Annotated in this window: 20 protein-coding genes and 1 pseudogene; 14 read left to right on the forward strand and 7 right to left on the reverse strand. The window is 49.7% G+C overall.

The genetic code is table 11. From position 1 onward, the window contains the following. Positions 1–2 precede the first annotated feature (2 nt). Both AC0YN3_RS07010 and AC0YN3_RS07015 read left to right on the forward strand, forming a co-directional pair. Complete coding sequence (locus AC0YN3_RS07010) at positions 3–1,214, forward strand: Ger(x)C family spore germination protein (protein ID WP_475774411.1); 1,212 nt, start codon at positions 3–5, stop codon at positions 1,212–1,214. A gap of 20 nt (positions 1,215–1,234) precedes the next feature. Beyond that, a complete protein-coding gene (locus AC0YN3_RS07015) occupies positions 1,235–2,332 on the forward strand; it encodes a GerAB/ArcD/ProY family transporter (protein WP_475774412.1) in 1,098 nt (365 codons plus the stop codon). Here AC0YN3_RS07015 and AC0YN3_RS07020 read toward each other — a convergent pair. Next, positions 2,241–2,531: a YczF family membrane protein gene (locus AC0YN3_RS07020; protein ID WP_475774413.1), complete on the reverse strand. Its 291-nt coding sequence runs from the start codon at positions 2,529–2,531 to the stop codon at positions 2,241–2,243. The two genes, AC0YN3_RS07015 and AC0YN3_RS07020, sit on opposite strands and share 92 nt — an antisense overlap. A 161-nt stretch (positions 2,532–2,692) precedes the next feature. Between AC0YN3_RS07020 and AC0YN3_RS07025 the strand changes: the two genes are divergently transcribed. After that, positions 2,693–3,559 (forward strand): YitT family protein, encoded by an 867-nt coding sequence (locus AC0YN3_RS07025; protein ID WP_475774414.1) that lies wholly within the window; start codon positions 2,693–2,695, stop codon positions 3,557–3,559. Positions 3,560–3,822: 263 nt separating this feature from the next. On the opposite strand, the gene AC0YN3_RS07030 is transcribed toward AC0YN3_RS07025, so the two are convergent. From AC0YN3_RS07030 to AC0YN3_RS07040, 3 genes are read right to left on the reverse strand one after another with little or no spacing between them, the layout of a single operon-like run. Next, positions 3,823–5,025 (reverse strand): SLC45 family MFS transporter, encoded by a 1,203-nt coding sequence (locus AC0YN3_RS07030; RefSeq protein ID WP_475774415.1) that lies wholly within the window; start codon positions 5,023–5,025, stop codon positions 3,823–3,825. Positions 5,026–5,030: 5 nt separating this feature from the next. Continuing rightward, entirely contained in the window at positions 5,031–5,768 is a 738-nt protein-coding gene (locus AC0YN3_RS07035) for a glycerophosphodiester phosphodiesterase (protein WP_475775090.1), read from the reverse strand. A gap of 30 nt (positions 5,769–5,798) precedes the next feature. Further along, positions 5,799–6,743, reverse strand: coding sequence for a DoxX family membrane protein (locus AC0YN3_RS07040; protein ID WP_475774416.1), 945 nt, complete (start codon positions 6,741–6,743; stop codon positions 5,799–5,801). A gap of 184 nt (positions 6,744–6,927) precedes the next feature. Between AC0YN3_RS07040 and AC0YN3_RS07045 the strand changes: the two genes are divergently transcribed. The 4 genes and pseudogenes from AC0YN3_RS07045 (at position 6,928) to AC0YN3_RS07060 (ending at position 10,750) form a co-directional block, all read left to right on the forward strand. Continuing rightward, entirely contained in the window at positions 6,928–7,275 is a 348-nt protein-coding gene (locus AC0YN3_RS07045; protein ID WP_183569486.1) for a metal-sensitive transcriptional regulator, read from the forward strand. 17 nt (positions 7,276–7,292) lie between these two features. Continuing rightward, positions 7,293–7,493, forward strand: a complete 201-nt coding sequence (locus tag AC0YN3_RS07050; RefSeq protein ID WP_475774417.1) for a copper ion binding protein — start codon at positions 7,293–7,295, stop codon at positions 7,491–7,493. Positions 7,494–7,543: 50 nt separating this feature from the next. Further along, positions 7,544–9,805: pseudogene (locus AC0YN3_RS07055) on the forward strand (heavy metal translocating P-type ATPase); the annotation flags it as partial. Continuing rightward, complete coding sequence (locus tag AC0YN3_RS07060) at positions 9,806–10,750, forward strand: hypothetical protein (RefSeq protein ID WP_475774418.1); 945 nt, start codon at positions 9,806–9,808, stop codon at positions 10,748–10,750. An 84-nt stretch (positions 10,751–10,834) separates the two neighbouring features. Here AC0YN3_RS07060 and AC0YN3_RS07065 read toward each other — a convergent pair whose 3' ends face one another. Further along, entirely contained in the window at positions 10,835–12,163 is a 1,329-nt protein-coding gene (locus tag AC0YN3_RS07065) for an FAD-dependent oxidoreductase (protein ID WP_475775091.1), read from the reverse strand. Positions 12,164–12,548: 385 nt separating this feature from the next. Between AC0YN3_RS07065 and AC0YN3_RS07070 the strand changes: the two genes are divergently transcribed. The 3 genes from AC0YN3_RS07070 to AC0YN3_RS07080 all read left to right on the forward strand — a co-directional run bounded on the left by AC0YN3_RS07070 (position 12,549) and on the right by AC0YN3_RS07080 (position 15,578). Next, positions 12,549–13,301, forward strand: coding sequence for an SDR family NAD(P)-dependent oxidoreductase (locus tag AC0YN3_RS07070; RefSeq protein WP_475774419.1), 753 nt, complete (start codon positions 12,549–12,551; stop codon positions 13,299–13,301). Positions 13,302–13,529: 228 nt separating this feature from the next. Continuing rightward, positions 13,530–14,267, forward strand: coding sequence for a GTP cyclohydrolase II (locus AC0YN3_RS07075; protein ID WP_475774420.1), 738 nt, complete (start codon positions 13,530–13,532; stop codon positions 14,265–14,267). 441 nt (positions 14,268–14,708) lie between these two features. Next, positions 14,709–15,578 carry a DUF421 domain-containing protein gene (locus tag AC0YN3_RS07080; RefSeq protein ID WP_475774421.1) on the forward strand — a complete coding sequence of 290 codons (870 nt, stop codon included), beginning with the start codon at positions 14,709–14,711 and terminating at the stop codon, positions 15,576–15,578. Position 15,579: 1 nt separating this feature from the next. On the opposite strand, the gene AC0YN3_RS07085 is transcribed toward AC0YN3_RS07080, so the two are convergent. Beyond that, positions 15,580–15,912 carry a winged helix-turn-helix transcriptional regulator gene (locus tag AC0YN3_RS07085; protein WP_183569498.1) on the reverse strand — a complete coding sequence of 111 codons (333 nt, stop codon included), beginning with the start codon at positions 15,910–15,912 and terminating at the stop codon, positions 15,580–15,582. Positions 15,913–16,067: 155 nt separating this feature from the next. Between AC0YN3_RS07085 and AC0YN3_RS07090 the strand changes: the two genes are divergently transcribed. Continuing rightward, entirely contained in the window at positions 16,068–17,042 is a 975-nt protein-coding gene (locus tag AC0YN3_RS07090) for an aldo/keto reductase family protein (RefSeq protein ID WP_475774422.1), read from the forward strand. An 89-nt stretch (positions 17,043–17,131) separates the two neighbouring features. Here the strand turns inward: AC0YN3_RS07090 and AC0YN3_RS07095 are convergent, their stop codons facing one another. Further along, positions 17,132–17,860: a hypothetical protein gene (locus tag AC0YN3_RS07095; RefSeq protein ID WP_475774423.1), complete on the reverse strand. Its 729-nt coding sequence runs from the start codon at positions 17,858–17,860 to the stop codon at positions 17,132–17,134. A gap of 368 nt (positions 17,861–18,228) precedes the next feature. Between AC0YN3_RS07095 and coxB the strand changes: the two genes are divergently transcribed. The 3 genes from coxB (at position 18,229) to AC0YN3_RS07110 (ending at position 21,814) form a co-directional block, all read left to right on the forward strand. Next, positions 18,229–19,278 (forward strand): cytochrome c oxidase subunit II, encoded by a 1,050-nt coding sequence (gene coxB / locus AC0YN3_RS07100; RefSeq protein ID WP_475774424.1) that lies wholly within the window; start codon positions 18,229–18,231, stop codon positions 19,276–19,278. 74 nt (positions 19,279–19,352) lie between these two features. Beyond that, positions 19,353–21,200: a cytochrome c oxidase subunit I gene (gene ctaD, locus AC0YN3_RS07105; protein ID WP_475775092.1), complete on the forward strand. Its 1,848-nt coding sequence runs from the start codon at positions 19,353–19,355 to the stop codon at positions 21,198–21,200. Then, positions 21,197–21,814, forward strand: coding sequence for a cytochrome (ubi)quinol oxidase subunit III (locus tag AC0YN3_RS07110; protein WP_183569506.1), 618 nt, complete (start codon positions 21,197–21,199; stop codon positions 21,812–21,814). Before ctaD ends, AC0YN3_RS07110 begins: the two co-directional genes overlap by 4 nt.

Below are 21,814 nucleotides of genomic sequence, written 5' to 3' on the forward strand. Positions count from 1 at the left end.
GCATGAGAAACAGATTCGTTTATATGCTAATTTTACTGGTCGCTGCATTGCCGTTGACGGGCTGCTGGAACAGCCGGGAGCCTAAGCAGCTTGCTATCGTTATGGCGATCGGCATTGACAAAGCACCCGGAAACAAATATAAGGTATCCTTTCAAATCGCGAATTCAGGCCAGGTGGCGCCGGGCATCGTTGCGGGCGGCAGCGCATATGGCGCCCCGGTCATGGTTTATAGCGGAACGGGAAGCTCTATTTATGAAGCGATAAGGAAAACGTCCCGATCGGTGCCGCGACAGCTGTTTTTTGCGCATATTCGCCTTGTAGTCATTGGTGAGTCGCTTGCGAAAGCAGGCATGCAGGAAATCTTCGATTTCTTTGACCGGTCCCGCGAAACGCGGCTAACGGCAATGGTGCTGGTAGCGCGTGGAGGAGACGCGGAGCAGGCGGTTCGAACGCTCACTCCGATGGAGAAGCTTCCGGCTAATGCCGTTATGGGAAAGATGACGTACAGCTCGCGCCTTTGGTCGGAAAATTTCACCGTATATATCGATGATGTCATTAACATGATGGTGTCGGAAGAAAATGTGCTCCTTGTAAGCGGCGTTAAGCTGGTCGGGAATAAGGAAATGTCGCCAAAGAAAGCGAATGTGGAGCAGACCAATCCGGCAGCCAGTCTGAACATTAGCGGAATGGCGGTCATGCAGGATGGGAAATTAAAGAAATGGCTGGACGGTAGGTTAGCACGGGGCGTAATCTGGGCGCGAAACAAAATGGAAAGCTCCGTCATGACGATTGATGCTTTGGGCAAACCCAAAGCCGTCAGCATCGAGGTAAGCAGAGGGAAAACGAAGGTGAAGACGCAATTCAATCACGATCAGCCGCGCTTTCACTTTCATATTGATGCAGAGGGATTCATAACGGAGCTCCAAGTGCCCTTCGATATGACGAAACCGGGCGGCATAGACAGCTTGGAGAAGGAATGGGCCGAAACCATTCGCGACGAGGTGGAGGCTGCGATCAAGCAGGCTCAGTCGGACAAGTGCGATATGCTCGGTTTAGGGCAAATGCTGAGGCGCGAGCATCCGAAGCAATGGAATAAGCGTAAGGACAATTGGAATAGCGTATTTGCGGAGAGTGAGATAACGGTCACCGTACATACTGAAATCCGTCACCAGGGCTTGCGGAATAAATCCTATTTGAGCAATATATCGAAATAAACGGTTAAAGGTGATTGCTTATGGAAGCAAGTAAGATCAGCAAGCTTCAATTGTTCAGCGTCATGGTCATGTTCGAATTGGGAGGGGTAATAGCGCTTGGCGTCGGCGGTAACGCCAAACAGGACACTTGGCTCGCTATTCTGCTCGGTCTCGTTCCGGGTCTTTGCATCCTGTTCGTGTACGGAAAGCTCTATACCCTCTATCCTAAGGATACCTTAACCGCCTTCATTCCGAAAATAGTCGGTCCCTACCTAGGGAAGCCGCTCGTTTTTATTTACAGCGTCCACTTCATGTATCAAGCGGTCCGCAATTTCCGCGGGATAGGCAATGTCATGTCTACCGCGGTGTATGACGAGACGCCGCTCATTGCTTTGCTTGCGTTAATGGCGATAGCATTGATGTATATCGTTTACCAGGGGGTTGAAGCGATGTCGCGTACAATCGTAACCTTTCTGATCGTCATGGCGATACTAGGCGTCATCGGCAATTTATTCGTCGTTTTTTCAGGCATCATCGATGTGAAAAACTTGCTTCCGATGCTTGAGACAGGGTGGAAAACGGTCATTAATACGATTCCGCTTACTTACTTTTTGCCTTATGCCGAGCTGGTTGTCGTCCTGATGTTTTTCCCGAACGTGCAAACGGCAAGCACCAGGCCAGTCGTAACCATTGTCACGCTTGCGGCAATCTTCTCCGGTTTAGTGCTTAGCTATACAATGGCGCTCAACACGGCCGTGCTGGGGCCGGACCTGCTTAGCCGTTCAACGATCCCGCTGCTTGCGACCACGTCCAAAATTAACATAGGCGACTTCATTCAGAAAATGGACGGCATTTCCTTATCGACGTTGGTTATCAGTTATTTTTTCAAAGCCGTCGTGTATTTCTATGCTGCGGTTGCGGCAGTATCGGATTTGTGGAAATTGAAAGGTATTCGGCAGATAGTTATTCCGATTGGCATGATTGTTTTTTTCTCCTCGATCATGATTGCGGAGAATGCGGTAGAGAACTATATCGAGGGATATGTGATTAATCCTTACGTGGCGTTTCCTTTCCAGACGGCAATCCCCATTGTTCTGCTAGTCGTTGCATGGATGCGGAAGAAGCGAGCCGCTGCTTGATGCTCGGGGCGAACATGCTGCCAATAAGAATCAGCAGGGCGGTGAATAGCACGACATACTCCGCGGTGGTCAGCATAATGAAATACGTGCCGAGGCTGAGCCATGCCTCGCGATAGGTCATGCCGTCTAACAGGTTCATCATGTAATCATATAGGAAATTCGCGATCCCGTAGACGATGACGAGAACTGGCAGTTTCATCGAAAGCCTCCTTTTTCTAAGTTTGGCATGTCATTATTGTGGCGGATTCAGGTGGCGGATATGCGGCGCTTACATGAAACAATAACGATTCCTTTTTGAAAAAATCCTATTTTTGTGCTAAAGTCAAAGGATAGAATGATGAAAAGACGGAGGTTGAACTGTTGGCAAAGGTACATAAGGGGTTATCATCTTTAGAAATTTTCAAGCGGTTTATATTTATTACGATTGGATCGGTTCTAATGGGCGTAGCCTTGGAATTGTTTCTCGTACCGAACAACGTGATCGATGGCGGCATCGCTGGCATTTCGATCATGCTGGCTCATTTGACGCCATTGCCCCTGGGCGTTTACTTGTTTATCGTAAACGTACCGTTCCTCATCCTCGGTTATAAGCAAATCGGCAAAACGTTTGCGATCTCAACGCTATACGGCATCATCGTAATGTCGGTGACAACATCGCTTCTGCACCATGTGGATGCCTTTACCGAAGAGAAGCTGCTGGCGGTATTGTTCGGCGGGCTAATCCTCGGCGCTGGCGTGGGTCTTGCCATTCGGTTCGGCGGTTCACTCGACGGCGTGGAAATCGTTTCGATCCTCATATCCAAAAAGATGCGCATGCCCGTTGGACAAATTATTATGATCTTCAATGTGGTCATTTTCGTAGTGGCGGGTTTTGTGTTTGAATGGGATTCGGCCATGTATTCCATGTTTACATACTATATCGCGATCAAATTGATTGACATCGTCGTAGAAGGTCTTGATGAGTCCAAATCGGTTACGATTATTTCGGCGGAATACGAAGAGGTATCGCAGGCAATCATTGACCGTCTGGGACGGAGCACGACACTGATCCAAGCGCGCGGCGGCTACTCGAAGGATGAGACGCAAATGATCTATTGCGTCGTTTCCCGTCTCGAGCTGGCTAAGCTCAAAGCGATCGTGCAATCCATTGACGAGAATGCGTTTATCGCCATTGAGCATGTATCCGACGTGATGGGCGGCGGGTTCAGCAAAGGCAGTATCCACTAACGTTGGCCCAATAAAAAGTCCGGCTGCGTCGCCAAAGCGACGCGCAGCCGGACTTTTTTGTTTGAATATATGACTTTATATGTGTTTCACGCGATAAAGTTCTATTTCTGCGAGAAACGGATGCCCTCCTCTTGCAGGGGACGACAAAGACGTTTCTGCTTGAAAAATAGGATAGATATCATTTCGACAACTTTTTCTATATTTCAACGCGAAGCGTAAGCTTAGCCACCAGAGGACGGCTTCAACCGTTTACGCTTGCCGAATCACAAGCTTGAAGCAGCTGCCGTGTCCTCGGAGGATTTTGCCAGCCCCTTATCCTTCACTCCCAGCAGGAAAAGAAGGGCAATAACCATACCTCCCGATGAGAAATAAAATAAGATCGAGTAGCCCATTATATCAATCAGACCACCCATCAGCGGAGGAGAAGCGATGGCCGCGAGCGATGAAATCAAATAATAGATGCCGGTACGCGTGCCGATGCTTTTCTCTTTCCCAAGCGAGATGATAAACGGATAGGAATTGATGTTGATCAATGCCCAGCAAATGCCGCCTGCGAGCAGCAGCAAACGAAGAGGGAGCAGCGCTTCGACGAACGAAATCATGGCAAAAATGACGATAAGGCCGATAACGCCAACGGAAATGATTCTTTTTTTACCAAATCGGCTTCCTAGAAGCCCGCTCGGAATAGCGGCAAGCACAAATGCGAGCGAGAAAAAGGCTAGAGAGAATGAAGACTGCCCTTCCGTAAGGTTAAGATGATTTTTTCCATATAAGGTGAACAAAGCTTCAACTCCTTGGTAGGACAGAAACCAGAAAAAAATCGCACCCAATAGAAAAAGCGTCGGACGGTTTAATTGGCTTTTAAACGATATTTTTTCTTGTTTTTCCAAAGGGGCATCAGAGATAGCGTCTCTCCTCTCTTTGATCGTGAGAAGGAGAATGCATAGACAGATCAGCGTCAGGATGGAAGCCGTTAGGAAAGGGAGGGAACGATGTTTCTCGTAGAGGATGGCGCCGCCGCCGAAAGCGATTATGGAACCGATCCCCCCCATGAAGTTAATGATGCCGTTCGCCTGCGTACGCTTGCTTCCTGGCGTAATGTCCGGCATCAGAGCGACAGTCGGAGAACGGTAGAGGCTCATGGATAAGTTCATGAGCACCATGAACAGTACCAACGTAAGCAAGCTGGTATGCCAAGGAATAAGCGCGCCGAATAGTGCAGCGAGCGGCATGCCGATGAGCAGATAAGGCATTCGCTTGCCTAGGAAGCTCTTCGTATGGTCGCTGCGCTTGCCGATCCATGGCTGCAAAAACAAGGCAAAATAGTTGTCGATCGTCATCATGAAGCCAATGAGGAAGGTACTCGTCAAAAACTTATCCAGAAAGAACGGAACAAAAGCGTTATAAAGAGCCCATGTAATGCTGATGCTGAAAAAACCAAACCCGAGCAGCCATGTTTTTTTCATTCCGCTTACGCTCCTCTCCTTGCCAGCACCTCGGTTAGGCGATCAGGGAAATCGGTGATGATGCCGGCAGCGCCAGCATCGATCAGCCGTTCCATCTCTGCCGCATCATTGACGGTGAATGGGTGGTAGGCGATGCCGTGCACGGCTGCTTCTGCTATCCATTCGGGCGTTACGGCATATTTGTAGGCATGGAGGGCTTCTGCCTGCAGCGATGCTGCATATTCCCATGGGCGGTAAAGCCCCTCCATATAGAGCACGCCAGTACGGATCTTAGGCGCAAGCTGCTTGCAGCGCACAAGCGAATAATGGTTAAAGCTAGAGATAAGGATGCGTTCCTCCATACGGTAGGCACGAACGAGCGCAATGACCTTTTCTTCCATTCCTTCATAGGGGAAGATGCCGTTTTTCAGTTCAATGTTGAGAATGGTTTCCGTTGGCTGCAGCAGCTCAAGCAGCTGCTCCAACGTCGGAATGCGCTCCGAATGGAATGCTGGCGCGAACCAGCTTCCGGCATCCAGTGAAGCAAGCTCGGCATAATCGGTTTCCTTCACGAGTTTGTTCAGCCCTGCGGTGCGTGCCAAGGATTCATCATGGATGACGACTATACGATCGTCTTTGGTTAATTGAACGTCGGTTTCAATTCCTGTAGCGCCAAGCTCAAGCGCCTTCCGAAAGGCGGCAAGCGTATTCTCGGGGCAGCAGCCGCTTGCGCCGCGGTGGGCAAAATTAATAATGGCAGGGATAGAAATTCCTCCTCACTTTGTTAGGCAAACCTAGGCGAAGCGGTAATAAATGAGCACGAAGGTTGCTAGCACAAAAATAAAGTTAAGCGAAACGAATACCATCTGGTCGACTACCGTGCGGTGCATGGAAACGGGCGGCTTGTAGAAGCTGGCTCCTTCAATAATAAACAGGATGAGCACGATATGGATCATGAAATGTCCCGCAAGCTCCATCATGCCAAACAGCATCGTGGTAGAGATGAAGATAAGCGTCAATACGACCGACAGCAGACGGTTCAATATGCCTACCACAAGCAAGTAACCAACGACAAATTCAATGAAGCCGGCCATGACGATGAATACGGCGGGTTCAAAGCCGAAGGTGGGTACCTGGTGGTTCTGGATAATATCTTCGGCCATTGTCGGGTAGATCCATTTCTCCACTGCAACCCAGCAAAGCGAAAGCCCCGTTCCTAAGTAGAGCAAAGGGAAGCCCCATCTCGATTCCTTGGTTCTCTCCAGAAGGAGCACGCCGATGATAGCCAGGTAGAATCCGTAATCCAGCATGTGGAATAGCCCGGCTTCTATGCCTGTATCAATGAATAACGCAAGCATGGCGAGCGCGCCAACCTTCGTTGCGTAATGCTGCGGAATAAGCAGCAGCACGATCGCGATCCACATGAGGATGGTTTGCCAGCCGCCCGTCAGCTCGAACTCGAGGGCGAAAAGCGTGCCGGAAGCGGCTTGGATAAGCAGAGATGCGGCCGTTCCGTATTTTAAGATAATCATGGAGTATTTTCTTAGCTTATCAAGCTCGCTGTCAATACGGGTGGATAGCTTGGATTTGGAAAGCGCAGGCAGCAGCTGGGTTAGTACGGCAAGCAGCACCGCAACGAATACAGCCAGCGTCATGAAGAAAGGAGAAAGGACGGCCGCAATCGATTCTTTCTCCGCGATGACGTCTGTAAACCATTTGACATGAGCATAATAATCCATAAGTTGTCTTTCCTCCGGTTAGTCATTTTTTACAGTTGTGTTTACGAGGATCGTAGCATATTGTTTCCTACAATTAAAGCTTCTGCTCCTTAATCTAAAAACAAAATATAAAAAGCGGTTTACATACCCCTTGGGGGTATGTTATTCTAAGTTCAGAAACAGATACCCCATGGAGGTATGTAGGATGAACAATAGCATTTCAGGTCAAGAGGTCCATGAGCATGCCGGTACAGCATGCCACGATCCGGCAGCACCGCGCAAGAGCCATCACTCGGAGCAGACGAAGGATAATTTAACGAAACGGCTGAATCGAATCGAAGGGCAAATTCGCGGGGTCAAGGCGATGATCGAGAAGGATACGTATTGCGACGACGTGCTGAATCAAATCGCTGCCGCACAATCGGCATTGAACAGCGTAGGCAAGCTGCTGCTTGAAGGCCATTTGAAGAGCTGCGTCGTGGAGCGCATTCAAGCGGGCGAGAGCGAAGTCATTGACGAGCTTCTGATAACGGTTAACAAATTGATGAAATAAGAGAGGGGAAATATAGGATGGCAAATACAGTATTGAAGGTAGAAGGAATGACATGCGGGCACTGTGTCAGCGCGGTTGAGAAAGCGGTGGGTCAGGCGGGAGCAGTCGGCAAGGTTGACTTGGCAAGCAAGAAGGTAACTGTAGAATACGATGAAGGCAAAGTAACGATTGAGGCTGTAAAAGCGGCGATTGAGGATCAAGGCTACGACGTCGTGTAAGGAAAAAGCACGTTATATGGCATGTAGAGGCTGAGTGTAGCCTCTCTTTTTTTACAAAATCATATACCCCATTAGGGTATATTGTCAGTAGGTGGTCAAGGATGAGCAAACAAACGACTATTCAAATAACGGGAATGACATGCGCGGCCTGCGCCAATCGAATCGAGAAAGGCCTCAACCGGATGGAAGGCGTCGAAGCAAGCGTCAATCTGGCGCTTGAGCGTGCATCGGTCCATTATGATCCGCTCGTAACCGACGATGCGAAGCTGGAGCAGAAAATTATCGACTTGGGCTATGGAACGATCAAACAATCGGATGATTCTGATGACAGCGCTGCAGATTACAAGAAGCAAGAAATTAGAAAACAGCAGGCTCGGCTAAGCGTTGCCGTGCTTCTTTCATTGCCGCTCCTATGGGCGATGGCGGGCCATTTCTCTCTAACAAGCTTCTTGCCCGTGCCCATGCTGTTCATGAATGCTTGGTTCCAGCTTTGGCTTGCTGCGCCTGTCCAGTTTATTATAGGCTGGCCTTTCTACGTAGGAGCATACAAGGCGCTGCGCAGCGGGTCTGCCAACATGGATGTGCTCGTTGCGCTTGGAACGTCTGCGGCGTTCTTCTACAGTCTGTACGAAACGCTGCGAACCTTGAACCCAGCCGGTCACGGCGCACATGAGGCAGAGCTTTATTATGAGACAAGTGCTGTGCTAATCACGCTCATCGTACTCGGGAAGCTGCTTGAGGCACTCGCGAAAGGCAGATCCTCTGAAGCCATTAAGACGCTGATGGGGCTGCAAGCGCCAATGGCACTCGTTGTCCGGGACGGCGCGGAATTCCGCATAGCGACTACGGATGTCATAACGGGGGATATACTGCTAGTAAAGCCCGGCGAAAAAATACCGGTTGACGGCATCGTCCTGGATGGCGCGTCGACAGTAGACGAATCGATGCTCACTGGCGAAAGCATGCCAATCGACAAGCGCCAAGGCGATGAACTAATCGGCGCGACAATCAATAAAAACGGTGCGCTACGGATGCAAGCGACCAAGGTAGGCAGAGAGACCGCGCTCGCCCAAATCATTCGGGTCGTCGAGGATGCGCAAGGCTCGAAAGCGCCTATTCAGCGGGTTGCCGATCGGATCTCCGGCATATTTGTTCCTATTGTGACGCTTCTGGCGGTCATTGCATTTGCGGTATGGTATTTGATCATCGAACCGGGTGATCTGGGCAATGCGCTGGAGAAAGCAATCGCGGTGCTCGTTATTGCGTGCCCTTGTGCGCTGGGACTTGCGACACCAACGTCCATTATGGCCGGTTCGGGCCGGGCCGCTGAGCTAGGCGTCCTATTCAAAGGCGGAGAGCATCTGGAGAGCACCCATCGCATCGATACGGTCGTCCTAGACAAGACGGGAACCGTTACGAAGGGCAAACCGGAATTAACCGATATTCGCGTGGCACCGGGTTTTGATGAGAAACGGCTGCTTAGCTGGGTCGGGTCCGCGGAGAAAAGCTCCGAGCATCCGGTTGCCGAGGCGCTTGTCGCAGGAATTAAGAAACGTTCGATCGAACTGCCGGAAGCAGAGCAATTCGAAGCGGTTCCAGGCTTCGGCATTGAGGCAGTAGTGGAGGGTGAACGGCTGCTGATCGGGACGAGAAGGCTGATGGAGAAGCATGGCGTTGACATCAAGGCTATTGAGGCAGACCAGCAGAAGCTGGAATCCGAGGGCAAGACGGTTATGCTCATCGCCGTGAATGGCGAGTATGCAGGGCTTGCCGCGGTAGCGGATACGGTGAAGGATACATCCGCGGAAGCGGTTGCCCGCATGAAGGCAATGGGGCTTGAAGTCATTATGCTGACCGGCGATAATGCTCGGACCGCGCAGGCGATTGCTAGAGAGGTAGGCATAGAGCGGGTCGTTGCGGAGGTATTGCCGGAGCAGAAAGCAAAGGCGGTACAGGAGCTGCAGGCGGAGGGCCGCAAGGTTGCGATGGTTGGCGACGGCATGAATGATGCTCCCGCATTGGTGGCAGCTGATATCGGCATGGCAATCGGCGGCGGAACCGACGTAGCGATCGAGGCTGCCGATATTACGCTGATGCGCGGCGATTTGAACAGCATAGCGGACGCGATCCGGATGAGCCGGGTAACGATGGCGAACATTAAACAAAATCTGTTCTGGGCACTGGCTTACAATGTAATCGGCATACCGATTGCCGCTGCGGGTTTTCTTGCACCGTGGCTGGCAGGAGCAGCGATGGCATTAAGCTCGGTATCGGTTGTTCTGAATGCGCTCAGGCTGCAAAGGATGAGATAAGTGAAGATGGATAAGGAATGGATATCGGTCAACAAATGCCGCAAGGGAACGACAGCTGCAGCCATTATCCTACTGGGCTTGCTCGCGGCGGGCTGCGGAAGCGCGTCAAAGGATGAGCATGCGCAGCATGCCGCGAGCAATCAAGCGGAAGCAAAGGATGGGCATAGCAATCACGCCGCAAGCGGCAATGCAAGTACAGCGGGAAGCCATAGCGAGCACAGCGGGCACGGCTCGAGCAATGAGGAAGCACCGGCCGCTGATGTACGCTTGGAATGGCGGTATTCGCCAGAGCGGCCTAAGCCGGGCGAAGAGACAAAAATCGAATTATTCTTATATGACGCAGGCGGGAAGCCAATCGAGAAATACGATGTGAACCATGAGAAGCTGATGCACCTTATCGTTGTTAGCGAGGATCTGTCGACGTTCATGCATATCCATCCCGACTATGTTGGAAAAGGGAAGTTCGAGGTGCATGCAGCTTTTCCAAAAAGCGGGACGTACAAGCTGTTTGCCGATTTCATTCCTACGGGCTCCTCGCAGCTAACGGTGACGTCGAGAATAAAAACAGCAGGCTCCAAGGAAGCGGAAATACCGGTAGTGAAGGATGAGGAGCTGGCCAAAACGTTGGAAGGCGTAACGGTAACGCTCGATGCGTCTGCTTTTAAATCAGGAGCGGACGTAGATCTGACCTTTACGCTAAGCGATGAGCAAACGAGGGAACCGATTACCGATTTAGAGCCTTATTTGGGCGCGATCGGGCATGTCGTCATTCTGAATAAGAACCTCAGCCGTTATTTGCATGTCCATCCGACAGACGATAATGCAAGCGGGCCAACCGCTCGGTTTACCACAAGCTTCCCGGGGCCCGGCATTTATAAGATATGGGGCCAATTCCAGCGTAGCGGGAAGACCTTCATCGTTCCATTCACGGTGGAAGCCGAATAAGCGAGGACAACATTGGCTATAAGATGACCGAAAGAGAGAGCAGCGCCCGTCTGGAAAGACGGATGCGCTGCTCTCTTGCCTGTTTTATACAGCTTGCAGTCCTGCTTGGTTGAGGAGATTCCATGGCTTATTGTAGTGCGGCTGGAAGAAGAAATCCACGAAGCTTAGTTCATCCATCGTCATGTTGTTCTGGATGCAAACCGAGAGTGTATTGATCGACTGCGTAAGATCGATCTTCGACAGCACCTGTGCGCCGACGATTCGGCCGCTATCTGCCTCGTATACAACCTTCAGCGTAAACTGCTCATAGGTGGGCATAAACTCAGGGCGATAGTTGTCAATGATTGTGACTTTTTTCACATTCATGCCGGCGGCAAGGGCAGCCACTTCAGTCATGCCGGTCGAAGCGATATTGTAATCGTAGATTTTGATACCCGATGTGCCTTGCGTTCCGAGATAGCGCACGGTTGGCTGCATCAAATTGCGAGCAACGAGCGTTCCCATACGGACAGCGTTGGTAGCAAGCGGGATATAGGCATTCTGTCCAGTCGGATTATAATGAACGGCGCAGCTGTCACCGGCTGCGAATACGTCCGGCTTGCTCGTTCTCATGTAATCGTCGACGATGATGGCTCCGTTCGGCAGCATATCGACTTGACCTTTCAACAACTCGGTGTTCGGACGGAATCCGATGCAAAGGACGACCAAATCGGCTTCGTATCTGCCAGCATCCGTTACGACGGTAGTTACATGCCCAGCAGTACCCTCGAACGAAGTAACGGTCTGGCCAGTTGCAATGGTAATGCCTTTATCGACGAGTGCCGTTTCAGTCAGGTCGGTAAACTCGCGGTCCAAATATTTATAGAGAATGCGCTCCATATTGTCAAACAGGGTGACCTGCTTGCCGAGCTGCTCAAACGCTTCAACGAGCTCTATGCCGATGTAGCCAGCTCCAATGACGGCAATCCGATTGGCGGTTTTAGCTTTTTCGATAATGGTTTGCGAGTGGCTGTAGTTTTTGCATAATACGATATTTTCGAGCTCAATGCCTTCCATCTGCGGAATGATCGGCCACGAGCCGGTCGTTACGACTAGTTTGTCGTAGCTATCCGTGAATACCTCGCTAGTGACGAGGTTGCGGATTTGAATTTCTTTTGTATCCGTGTCGATAGCAAGCACATCGTGACGCATCTTTGTAATAACGCCAAGCTTAGCAAGCTGGTCGGGCGATGCATAGAACAGCTGTTCTGCGTCCTTCACGACACCGCCGACATGAAGGGCGATTCCGCACGATAGAAACGAGATATTATCGTTCCGTTCATATACGGTAATGCGGGCTTCAGGGTATAGCTTAGCCATTTGGGTAATCGCGGCGGTACCTGCGTGAGTGCATCCAATTACTGCTATGTTCATTGTCATAAAAAACGCCTCCTATTTGTAGGTGTAAGAGCCATGCTGCGATGCAGTTGCCCTTTACAACGTGAATTATTTCACAACCACCGATACAATGTGAAAACATTCACAACCTTTTCTTGCTTTTATCATATTCTTTTTTGAAATGGATGGCAAGGGCAAATAATACGTTTTTTCGATTTTTGTTTAAATAGTCTGACGATTCGTCACCGTTTTGCAACAAATGATAAGCATCGGCACATAAGTCGTTTCTATTGTCTTTACATGCGCAAGGTACCATGAACGACAGGTATATTGCCCATCGCTAGCAGCCTACGATTTCCATTCTTGGATGATTTGATTTACACTCTTATCAAAAGCAAGAAATGAAGGAGGAGGACTTTCAATGACATTAAACTACGAGGGTAAACATGTACTAATAACGGGTGCAGGCGCAGGCATCGGCCGAGCGCTGGCGCTAGCTTACGCAGAGCAGGGAGCGCTGCCTATACTCGCGGATCGAGATGAAGAGGGGCTCGAAAAAACAGGCTTGCTGCTGGAGGAAGCCGGTTATCATTCTTTATCCATCCAAGCGGATATGAGCAGGCCCGTGGAAATTGCGAAACTGCTGAAGGACGTGGAGACATTAGTAGGCAGATTGGACATTCTCATTAATAATGCAGGTTTTGGCATATGGAAATCACCCTATGAGCTGGATATCGAGGAGTGGGACAGCGTTGTAAATACGAATTTGCGCGGGACGTTTGTATGCTCTCGGGAAGCGGCGAAGCTTATGCGTACTACCGGCGGCGGGGCGATCGTCAACATTTCCTCCACGAGGGCCATGATGTCAGAGCCGAATTCCGAAGCCTACGCCGCATCAAAGGGAGGCATATTGTCGCTTACGCATGCAATGGCTGTATCGCTAGGGCCAGACCGGATCACCGTTAACGCGATTTGTCCCGGCTGGATAGAAAACGGTGATTACGGCAAGCTGCGCGGGGAGGATCATAAGCAGCACCCGTCTCAGCGCGTAGGAAGGCCGGAGGATATTGCGCGCGCATGTCTGTATTTGACTGATCCTCATAATGATTTCGTAACAGGTACGCATATCACTGTCGATGGCGGAATGACTAGAAAGATGATATACGAGGAATAGCTCCTGCCCAAATATATCTATGGAAAACACTATAATCCGATTACACTGGAGAAGCATCTCGATGAGATGGTGAAATGGATAGCGGCAGGCCATTAAACGGGATCACTGGAGCGGTGCCAGTGCGGTAAGATGATCCGTTAATGAGGTTACGCAGCTTAGCATAGCCGGCATCCCTGCCGAACATAATAGTCCAAACAACTATTATAAACAGGTCAGGAGCACATCGACATGCAAACAGAAGCAGTATCCATCGTGGATCATAAAATAAAAGTCATTGAGAGCGGAAAAGGTATCATTTATTTGGTGGGTCCGATCCAGCTGCCAGTCAAGCTGGGTGAAGGGGAGGCGTTATTCAATTGGTATTGCTGGCTGAATTGCAAAGAAAAGCTCGATGATCTGGAGCAAATCGTGCAGAAGCTCTCTGCCAGCAATCTTGCTGAGATGCAGCAATCAAGCGTGCTTGTGTACGGCGATTTCGAACAAGCCGAGGAAGCTTGGATCCGCATGCACAGCATTTGCCATACGGGTGACATATTTGGGAGCAAGCGCTGCGATTGCGGTTATCAGCTGCATGAGTCGATGCGCATGATTGCGGAGAAAGGCGCAGGTGCTTTGTTTTATTTGGCCAACCATGAGGGCAGAGGAATCGGTTTGTTTAGCAAGGCGATGGCGTATTTGCTGCAAGAGCAAGGCTACGATACGGTAGAAGCGAATGTAGAGCTTGGCTTTGCGGATGATGCGAGAAACTATGGGGACGCGATTCGCGTGCTGAAGGCATTGCGTGCCAAGCCTGTTGCGCTTATAACGAATAACCCGAAAAAGTTGGATGCCCTGCAGGCTGCAGGACTGGATGTGATAGATCGGATTCCGCTGTGGGGAGACCGGTCCGAGCATAACGAGCGTTATTTGGATACCAAAATAAACCGATCGGGCCATTTGGCGGCAAGCGGCTGTCCGAACGAATAAAGGCTTGGAAATTGGATAGGGCTGTCCAGCTGACGCATAAATGCGCCAGCCGGACAGCCCTTGGTTGTATCGTATATTTAACCGGACCTTTGCTAGCATGAAAGGCCGTATGGAATCCCCTTGTTAACAGCAAACAGCATGTGTACCAAGTTGTCTAAAACTCGTATCCTAAAACAACGAAAGCCCTACCTCTCTTCCGTCCTCGCGGCTCCAGTGACCGCGCCAGTGTGAATCAGAAATACATCACGAAACAGGTTTGGGATTAACAGCAAAGAAATCAAAATCTGAGGAAAACATTGAATCTTACTGGGGATTTGCTGGGGTTAAATATTATACATTCTTTATATCTTACTACATCGAATCATAAAATGCAACTGTTAGTTGAAAAACGAATGACTTTGGCTATTCTGGACACTCTAGGATTGGAAGGGGGGAATAGACATGCCAAATTGGTTGGAGATCGTAATTCGTACATTGGCTGCCATCGTCATCTTATTTGCGCTGACTAAGGCGCTCGGGAAGCGCCAAATATCGCAGCTATCGTTGTTCGAGTACATAACGGGCATATCTATTGGCAACATAGCCGCGTATGTGTCGCTTGATCTCGATAATTTATGGTATTTGGGCATGGTATCTCTAGCTGTATGGGTAAGCGTCTCGGTTGCGATGGAGTTCGTGACAATGAAAAGCAAACGGATCCGTGATTTTGTCGATGGCAAAGGAACCGTACTCATTAAGGATGGCCAAATGCTCAAAAAGAATTTGCACAAGGAACGGCTGACCATAGATGAAATGCTCGAGCAGCTGCGGAAGAAGGATGTCTATCGCGTTGCAGACGTAGAGTTTGCCGTCATGGAGTCGAGCGGCGAGGTCAATGTGCTGCTAAAGAAGGAATATCAGCCCATTACGCCGGATCTTCTTGGCTGGAAAGTAGCCCATGAGCAGGAAACGCAGACGGTTATGATGGATGGAGATATTCAGGATGAAATTCTGGAGCAGCTGGGACATGACCGGCAATGGCTGCTTCATGAGCTGAAGAAAAGAAATCTTCAGGAAAAGGATATTTTCCTGGCGCAGATTGACAGCAACGATGAGCTGTTTCTTCAGACGGGGGATGAGGGCAAGCAGCCGGCAAGCCCTTCATCCAAGCCGAGGGAGCGAGTAGCGATGCTAGTGGAGCAATTCGAGGCGGAGCTGCTCCGCCTTGAACGCTTGTCTCGGAATGAAAGTGATCGGCGCGTATACCAAACGGCAATTGACCGGTTTCAAACGAGCGTTAAAACGCTTTCAGACCAAGCCTTAAAACGGTAGGCTACGTCCATCTAGCCGACCACAGCTTCATTTCTTTCAGGATGTGGTGGAGATCCTCGCCTTTGGGCGTTAACGTATATTCAACAGTGACAGGTACCGTAGGAAAAACCTTGCGCTCAAGCACGCCTTTGTCCTCTAAATGGCGAAGCGTGCTTGTCAGGGCGCGAGGGCTTACGGCTGGAATAAGCTTTTGGATTTCTCCGAAACGTTTGGTCCCGCAAAACAACTCCCTCAGCACAAGAAATGCCCACTTGCCTCCGATAACATCCAACGTTTTCTCGATATTGCATTCAATGCTTACCGGCTCTTTCGGGATGTAATTGTGTACGCTCATAACCTCATACCCCTTTTCGCTCATTACTAAAAACAAGTATAGTATATATACTAAAGATAATAAAATGAAAAAACATTCACTACTTACATTAAAACACAATCTGCTATAGACTACTACTTGTGAGTGACTGGAAGAGTAGAAGAGGAGTGTTAGCGATGAAATATAGAAAGCTTGGCAATAGCGGTCTTAAAGTGAGCGAGCTTGGACTAGGCAGCTGGTTGACTTACGGAACGGCGACAGAAGCGGAAACCGCACAGGCTTGCATTCATAAAGCATACGAGCTTGGCATTAATTTTTTCGATACTGCTAACGCTTACAATAACGGTGAAGCCGAAAAGGTAATGGGCGCTGCTTTGAAAAACTATACGCGCAGCAGCTATGTGCTTGCTACAAAGCTGTTTTTTCCGATGGGGTCTGGACCGAATGATCGGGGCTTGTCCAGAAAACATATCATGGAGCAATGCGAGGCGAGCTTGAAGAGATTGGGTACCGATTATATCGATCTGTATCAATGCCATCGCTTTGATTCAGACACACCGGTTGAAGAAACGCTGCGCGCGCTTGATGATTTGACGGCGCAGGGCAAAATTATATATGCAGGCATCAGTGAGTGGTCAGCAGGTCAAATTACGGATGCATCGCGGATAACGAAAGAGCTTGGCCTTCGTCCTTTGATCTCTAATCAGCCTATATACAATATGTTCGAGCGTTATATTGAGCAAGGTGTTGTACAAGCCAGCGAGCAAGCAGGCATGGGGCAGGTCGTCTTCTCTCCGCTAGCCCAAGGCGTGTTGACCGGCAAATATAAACCTGGACAAACTGCACCGGCGGGCAGCCGTGCCGCCAATGAAAAGACGAATGGCGTCATTAACAGCTACCTGCGCGAGGATGTGCTTGAGGTTACGCAGAAGCTGGAGCAGCTAGCCGGAACGGTAGATGCTACTTTATCCCAGCTTGCGCTCGCATGGGTGCTTCGCCAGCCTAACATCAGCTCGGCGATAATCGGCTCCAGCCGTCCAGCGCAAATTGAGGAAAATATAAAAGCGGTTGATCTTGCATTGACCGATGAGCTGCTTGCGCAGGTCGAGCACATTCTGGCAGAGGTAAAAGACTTCGCGCCAGCTCGTTAATTTGATAAGTGGATACGCTGATTATATATAGCAAAAAAGGCTCTTCGCCAGAAGAGCCTTTTTTGCTATATATAATAGAAGAGATTTTTTTATTGATCCATTTGTGACTCGGATGGACTGTACGTGCCGGGCTGCGTAATCGGAGCCGGCATTTCTTTTCCGCCTGCAAAATGGTATTTCACGACCGTATTGAATTGATCGATCCAAGGCATTAGCGACCTTCCGCCCCATGCTTCTTTGGCAAACTCATTGAAATAATTCATGAACTCCATATTCGCGGAAATATGAACCTCCTGCACGGCGGGCGCAAGCTCGCGTACCCGGAGCGCAACGGTCTGCTTAAGCTCAGCGGACAGGTTGTTAATATCATTCACCGAGAAATAAGAATTGTACGGGGACACAAGCGCACGGCTGTTGCCGGATGGACTGCCGGTATCATGGTTATAGACCCCTTCATTGGTACCGGTGTTGTCCTGCTCGCTTCTGCCGCCTGAATTGCGCGTGCCAACTGCTGTCCAGTCCAGCATGAGGCCAACGTATGCGTTTTTATCGGTCAGCATAACGATTGCGGAGGCGATGCCGTTAAGATCAGTAACTTTTCGCGAAATGACGGAGCTGTATTCGAAAAAGGAATTATCATGCTGATGCTTGTTCCCGGACACCGGGCCGTAAGCTCTCCCGCTCAGCATTTTCGGATCGCCTGCTTGGCGGCTTCCGTAATCGGTGTCGCTATGCTGGGCAAGCTCTTCGTAGTTGCAGCCTGTCGCAGCCGCCAAGAGTACGGCGGACAGTAATAATGAGGCTATTCTTTTCACCATTTCAAGTGGACCCCCATTCATACGATAATAGCATTAGCTTTTGCCGAGGGAGCGTAAATATACGTTTGCGGAAGCATACATAATTGACCATGGGTTTGGTGCACAATGTAGGATAGAGAGAATGCCATGCAGATGGGTGGAACACAACGATAAAGTAGGTGAAAAAACGTTGAATTGATGCGTTTTTGACAGCTTTGAGAACAATTTGTGAACTCTCTGTGGAACATTGACAAATAGGGGCTTCAACTTTATATTTAATAAAGTGATTTAAGTTGCAGGAGTTGTAATAACATCTGTGAAACACGCAGCCAGCCGCATGCCACGTGAAAATCAGGCAGCTGCGAAAACGTCAAAAGTGGGGTTGATTAATGATGAAACGGTGGCGATTTGTAAAACGGCTTGCGCCGCTTATGGCCATGATGGTATTGGTGCTAGCGGCTTGCGGGCGGAGCGATTTGTCGACGCTGAATCCTCAGGGACCTGTAGCGGAAGAGCAATTCGGACTAATGAAGCTGGCAATTGGAATCATGTTAATCGTGATTGTTGCCGTATTCGGGATTTCCTTGTATGTTATTATTCGGTTTCGCAGACGTCGGGGAGACAACACGATTCCTAAGCAAGTGGAAGGGAATCATAAGCTTGAGATCATCTGGACAGTCATTCCGATCATCATGCTTATCATTTTGGGTGTACCGACTGTACAATCCGTATTTAACCTTGCCAAAGATTACAGTAAAGATCCGGAAGCGGTTCAGGTTATCGTCACTTCGCACCAATACTGGTGGGAATTCGAATACCCTGATTACGGTATTAAAACAGCGCAGGAGCTTATCATTCCAAAAGGGAAAACGATTTCGGTTAAAGCGAAATCCGCAGACGTGCTTCACTCGTTCTGGATTCCGTCGCTTGCTGGTAAAATCGATACAAACCCAGGTGCTAACGTAAATGCGATGTACTTCTCGGCGCCAAAAGAAGGCGTTTACTTAGGGAAATGCGCCGAGCTTTGCGGACCTTCCCACGGATTGATGGACTTTAAGGTCAAATCGGTGGACGAGTCCTCCTTTGACCGCTGGGTTGCAGCGCTTCAAGAACCTGTAGCTTTGCCAAGCGACCCTGAAATCGCTAAAGCTTTTGAAAGCAAATGTCTGTCATGCCACGCAGTTGGCGACCTTGGCGGACCGGCATATCCTAACCTAACAGGTATAGGTAGCCGTGAGACTGTCGGAGGTATCCTTGTCAACACCGATGATCCGCAATATTCCAATGAAGGTTCAGTATATGACAACCTGCACCGTTGGATCGAAAATCCGGATGAGGTTAAACCGGGTAACCAAATGGGTAAAATTGATCTAACTGAGCAAGAACTTGAAGGTATTGCTAAATATTTATCAGAACTGAAGCTTAACTACGAACAATAATTTATCGGTGATTGAAGGAGGTACCTACTTTGGCTCATGCGCATACGCATACGGTCAAGCGTTACAGCGGTCTGATGGACTGGCTGACAACGGTTGACCATAAAAAAATCGGAATATTGTATATGATCGCTGGCGGTTTTTTCTTCCTTGTCGGCGGTTTGGAAGCGATCTTGATCCGGGTTCAATTATGGAAGCCGCTTAATAACTTCGTTAGCGCGGATACATACAACGAGCTGCTTACGATGCACGGTACGACAATGATCTTCCTCGCGGCCATGCCGCTCTTGTTCGCCTTAATGAACGCGGTCGTACCGCTTCAGATCGGCGCGCGCGACGTTGCGTTCCCTTTCGTTAACTCGCTTGGCTTCTGGACATTTTTGTTCGGCGGCGTGCTGCTTAACGTAAGCTGGTTCACTGGCGGCGCTCCAGATGCGGGCTGGACATCCTATGCTCCGCTTGCGGGCACCACCTACAGCGGCGACCATGGCGTCGATTATTATGTACTCGGTTTGCAGATTGCCGGTATCGGTACGCTTATCGGGGGGATTAACTTCCTAGTAACGATTATTAACATGCGTGCTCCAGGCATGACATTTATGCGGATGCCGATGTTTACTTGGACGGCATTCATCACGTCCGCGCTTATCCTGTTCGCATTCCCGGCTCTTGCAGTCGGTCTTGCGGCATTGATGTTCGACAGATTGTTCGACGCAAACTTCTTTGATCCTTCTGGCGGCGGTAACGCAGTTCTCTGGGAGCATATTTTCTGGATATTCGGGCATCCTGAGGTTTATATCCTCATCCTGCCGGCCTTCGGCGTTATTTCCGAGGTAATAAGCACATTCTCACGCAAGCGTTTGTTCGGTTACAGCTCGATGGTGTTCGCTACAATCCTGATCGGCTTCTTGGGCTTCATGGTTTGGGCGCATCACATGTTCACAGTAGGTCTTGGACCGGTTGCGAATGCGCTGTTCTCCATTGCAACAATGCTAATCGCGGTACCGACAGGTATCAAAATTTTCAACTGGCTGTTTACGATGTGGGGGGGCTCGATCAAATTCACTTCAGCGAATTTGTTCGCGGTCGGTTTCATCCCAACCTTCGTAATGGGTGGCGTTACGGGCGTTATGCTTGCGGCAGCGCCTGCTGACTTCCAGTATCATGACTCGTACTTTGTCGTAGCGCATTTCCACTACGTTATCGTAGGCGGCTTGATTCTCGGTATTTTCTCTGGCCTTCACTACTGGTGGCCAAAAATGTTCGGACGCGTGCTTAACGAAGCACTTGGCAAGCTGACGTTCTGGACATTCTTTATCGGTTTCCATTTAACATTCTTCATTCAGCATTTCCTTGGATTGCTCGGTATGCCTCGTCGTATTTGGACATACCTGGACGGTCTCGGCTTTAATGAAATGAATATGATCAGTACAGTCGGCGCATTCTTGATGGGCTTCGGTACAATCTTCTTCCTGCTTAACGTTGTCATTACGGCCTTCAAGCCGCAAAACGCACCAGCAGATCCGTGGGAAGATGGCCGTACGCTTGAGTGGACGATTCCGTCCCCGCCGCCAGAATACAACTTTGCGCAAACTCCGCTAGTACGCGGTTACGATGCTTATTGGAAAGAAAAAACAGATGGACATAAAGGCATGACGCCTGCGGAACCAATTGGTCCGATCCATATGCCATCGCCTTCGATCCTGCCATTCTTCATGGGTCTGGGATTGTTTATTGCAGGACTTGGTTTCATGTACTCCCACGACTGGGGCAACCTGTTCGGATCATTCAAAACAGGCTACGCAGTAGGAATTGTCGGTTTGCTGATCGTGTTTGGCTGCATGTTCCTTCGTTCAGTAATCGATGATCACGGCTTCCACATTGAAGAAGAAGAAATCCTTAGAGATTTGGGGGGGAAAGCATGAGCGCGCATTCGCATGTAGAGGGGCAATTGCCTCATGAGCCCGAAAAGGCGACCCTCGAGGGACGCAATAAAGTATTAGGTTTCTGGCTTTTCCTTGGTGGGGAAACGGTATTGTTCGGAACGCTGTTCTCAGCGTTTCTTGCACTCCGCCACCAAGTGCTTGACGGCCCGCCAGCACATGAGCTGTTTCAGCTTCCGCTAGTTGCGCTTGCAACAGCCCTGTTGCTGACTTCCAGCTTAACGAGCGTATTCGCAGTTCATGCTTTGCATACGAATAGAGTGAAGGCGCTCATTAACTGGCTCATTATTACCGTAGTGCTAGGCGCAGCCTTTCTTGGACTGGAGATTTATGAGTTCGTGCATTACGTGCATGAAGGCCATGGCTTTACGACAAGCGCGTTCAGTTCTTCCTTCTACACGCTTGTAGGATTCCACGGAGCGCACGTTGCGTTCGGTATCTGCTGGATTACGTTGATTATCATTCAGCTTGCAAGAAAAGGCTTGACTGTCGTTACCGCACCTAAGGTATATGTAGCCGGTATGTATTGGCACTTTATCGACGTTGTATGGGTGTTCATTTTCACCGTCGTTTACTTGATGGGAAAGGTGGTTTAA

This window comes from Paenibacillus sp. J22R232 (assembly GCF_056269165.1).

Excerpts from the sequence above, each read along its gene's own strand:
- AC0YN3_RS07010 (WP_475774411.1), top strand. The coding sequence starts at position 3 with ATGAGAAACAGATTCGTTTATATGCTAATTTTACTGGTCGCTGCATTG.
- AC0YN3_RS07015 (WP_475774412.1), top strand. The coding sequence starts at position 1,235 with ATGGAAGCAAGTAAGATCAGCAAGCTTCAATTGTTCAGCGTCATGGTC.
- AC0YN3_RS07020 (WP_475774413.1), bottom strand. The coding sequence starts at position 2,531 with ATGAAACTGCCAGTTCTCGTCATCGTCTACGGGATCGCGAATTTCCTA.
- AC0YN3_RS07030 (WP_475774415.1), bottom strand. The coding sequence starts at position 5,025 with ATGAAAAAAACATGGCTGCTCGGGTTTGGTTTTTTCAGCATCAGCATT.
- AC0YN3_RS07040 (WP_475774416.1), bottom strand. The coding sequence starts at position 6,743 with ATGGATTATTATGCTCATGTCAAATGGTTTACAGACGTCATCGCGGAG.
- AC0YN3_RS07045 (WP_183569486.1), top strand. The coding sequence starts at position 6,928 with ATGAACAATAGCATTTCAGGTCAAGAGGTCCATGAGCATGCCGGTACA.
- AC0YN3_RS07050 (WP_475774417.1), top strand. The coding sequence starts at position 7,293 with ATGGCAAATACAGTATTGAAGGTAGAAGGAATGACATGCGGGCACTGT.
- AC0YN3_RS07065 (WP_475775091.1), bottom strand. The coding sequence starts at position 12,163 with ATGAACATAGCAGTAATTGGATGCACTCACGCAGGTACCGCCGCGATT.
- AC0YN3_RS07070 (WP_475774419.1), top strand. The coding sequence starts at position 12,549 with ATGACATTAAACTACGAGGGTAAACATGTACTAATAACGGGTGCAGGC.
- AC0YN3_RS07075 (WP_475774420.1), top strand. The coding sequence starts at position 13,530 with ATGCAAACAGAAGCAGTATCCATCGTGGATCATAAAATAAAAGTCATT.
- AC0YN3_RS07080 (WP_475774421.1), top strand. The coding sequence starts at position 14,709 with ATGCCAAATTGGTTGGAGATCGTAATTCGTACATTGGCTGCCATCGTC.
- AC0YN3_RS07085 (WP_183569498.1), bottom strand. The coding sequence starts at position 15,912 with ATGAGCGTACACAATTACATCCCGAAAGAGCCGGTAAGCATTGAATGC.
- AC0YN3_RS07090 (WP_475774422.1), top strand. The coding sequence starts at position 16,068 with ATGAAATATAGAAAGCTTGGCAATAGCGGTCTTAAAGTGAGCGAGCTT.
- AC0YN3_RS07095 (WP_475774423.1), bottom strand. The coding sequence starts at position 17,860 with ATGGTGAAAAGAATAGCCTCATTATTACTGTCCGCCGTACTCTTGGCG.
- coxB (WP_475774424.1), top strand. The coding sequence starts at position 18,229 with ATGATGAAACGGTGGCGATTTGTAAAACGGCTTGCGCCGCTTATGGCC.
- ctaD (WP_475775092.1), top strand. The coding sequence starts at position 19,353 with ATGGACTGGCTGACAACGGTTGACCATAAAAAAATCGGAATATTGTAT.
- AC0YN3_RS07110 (WP_183569506.1), top strand. The coding sequence starts at position 21,197 with ATGAGCGCGCATTCGCATGTAGAGGGGCAATTGCCTCATGAGCCCGAA.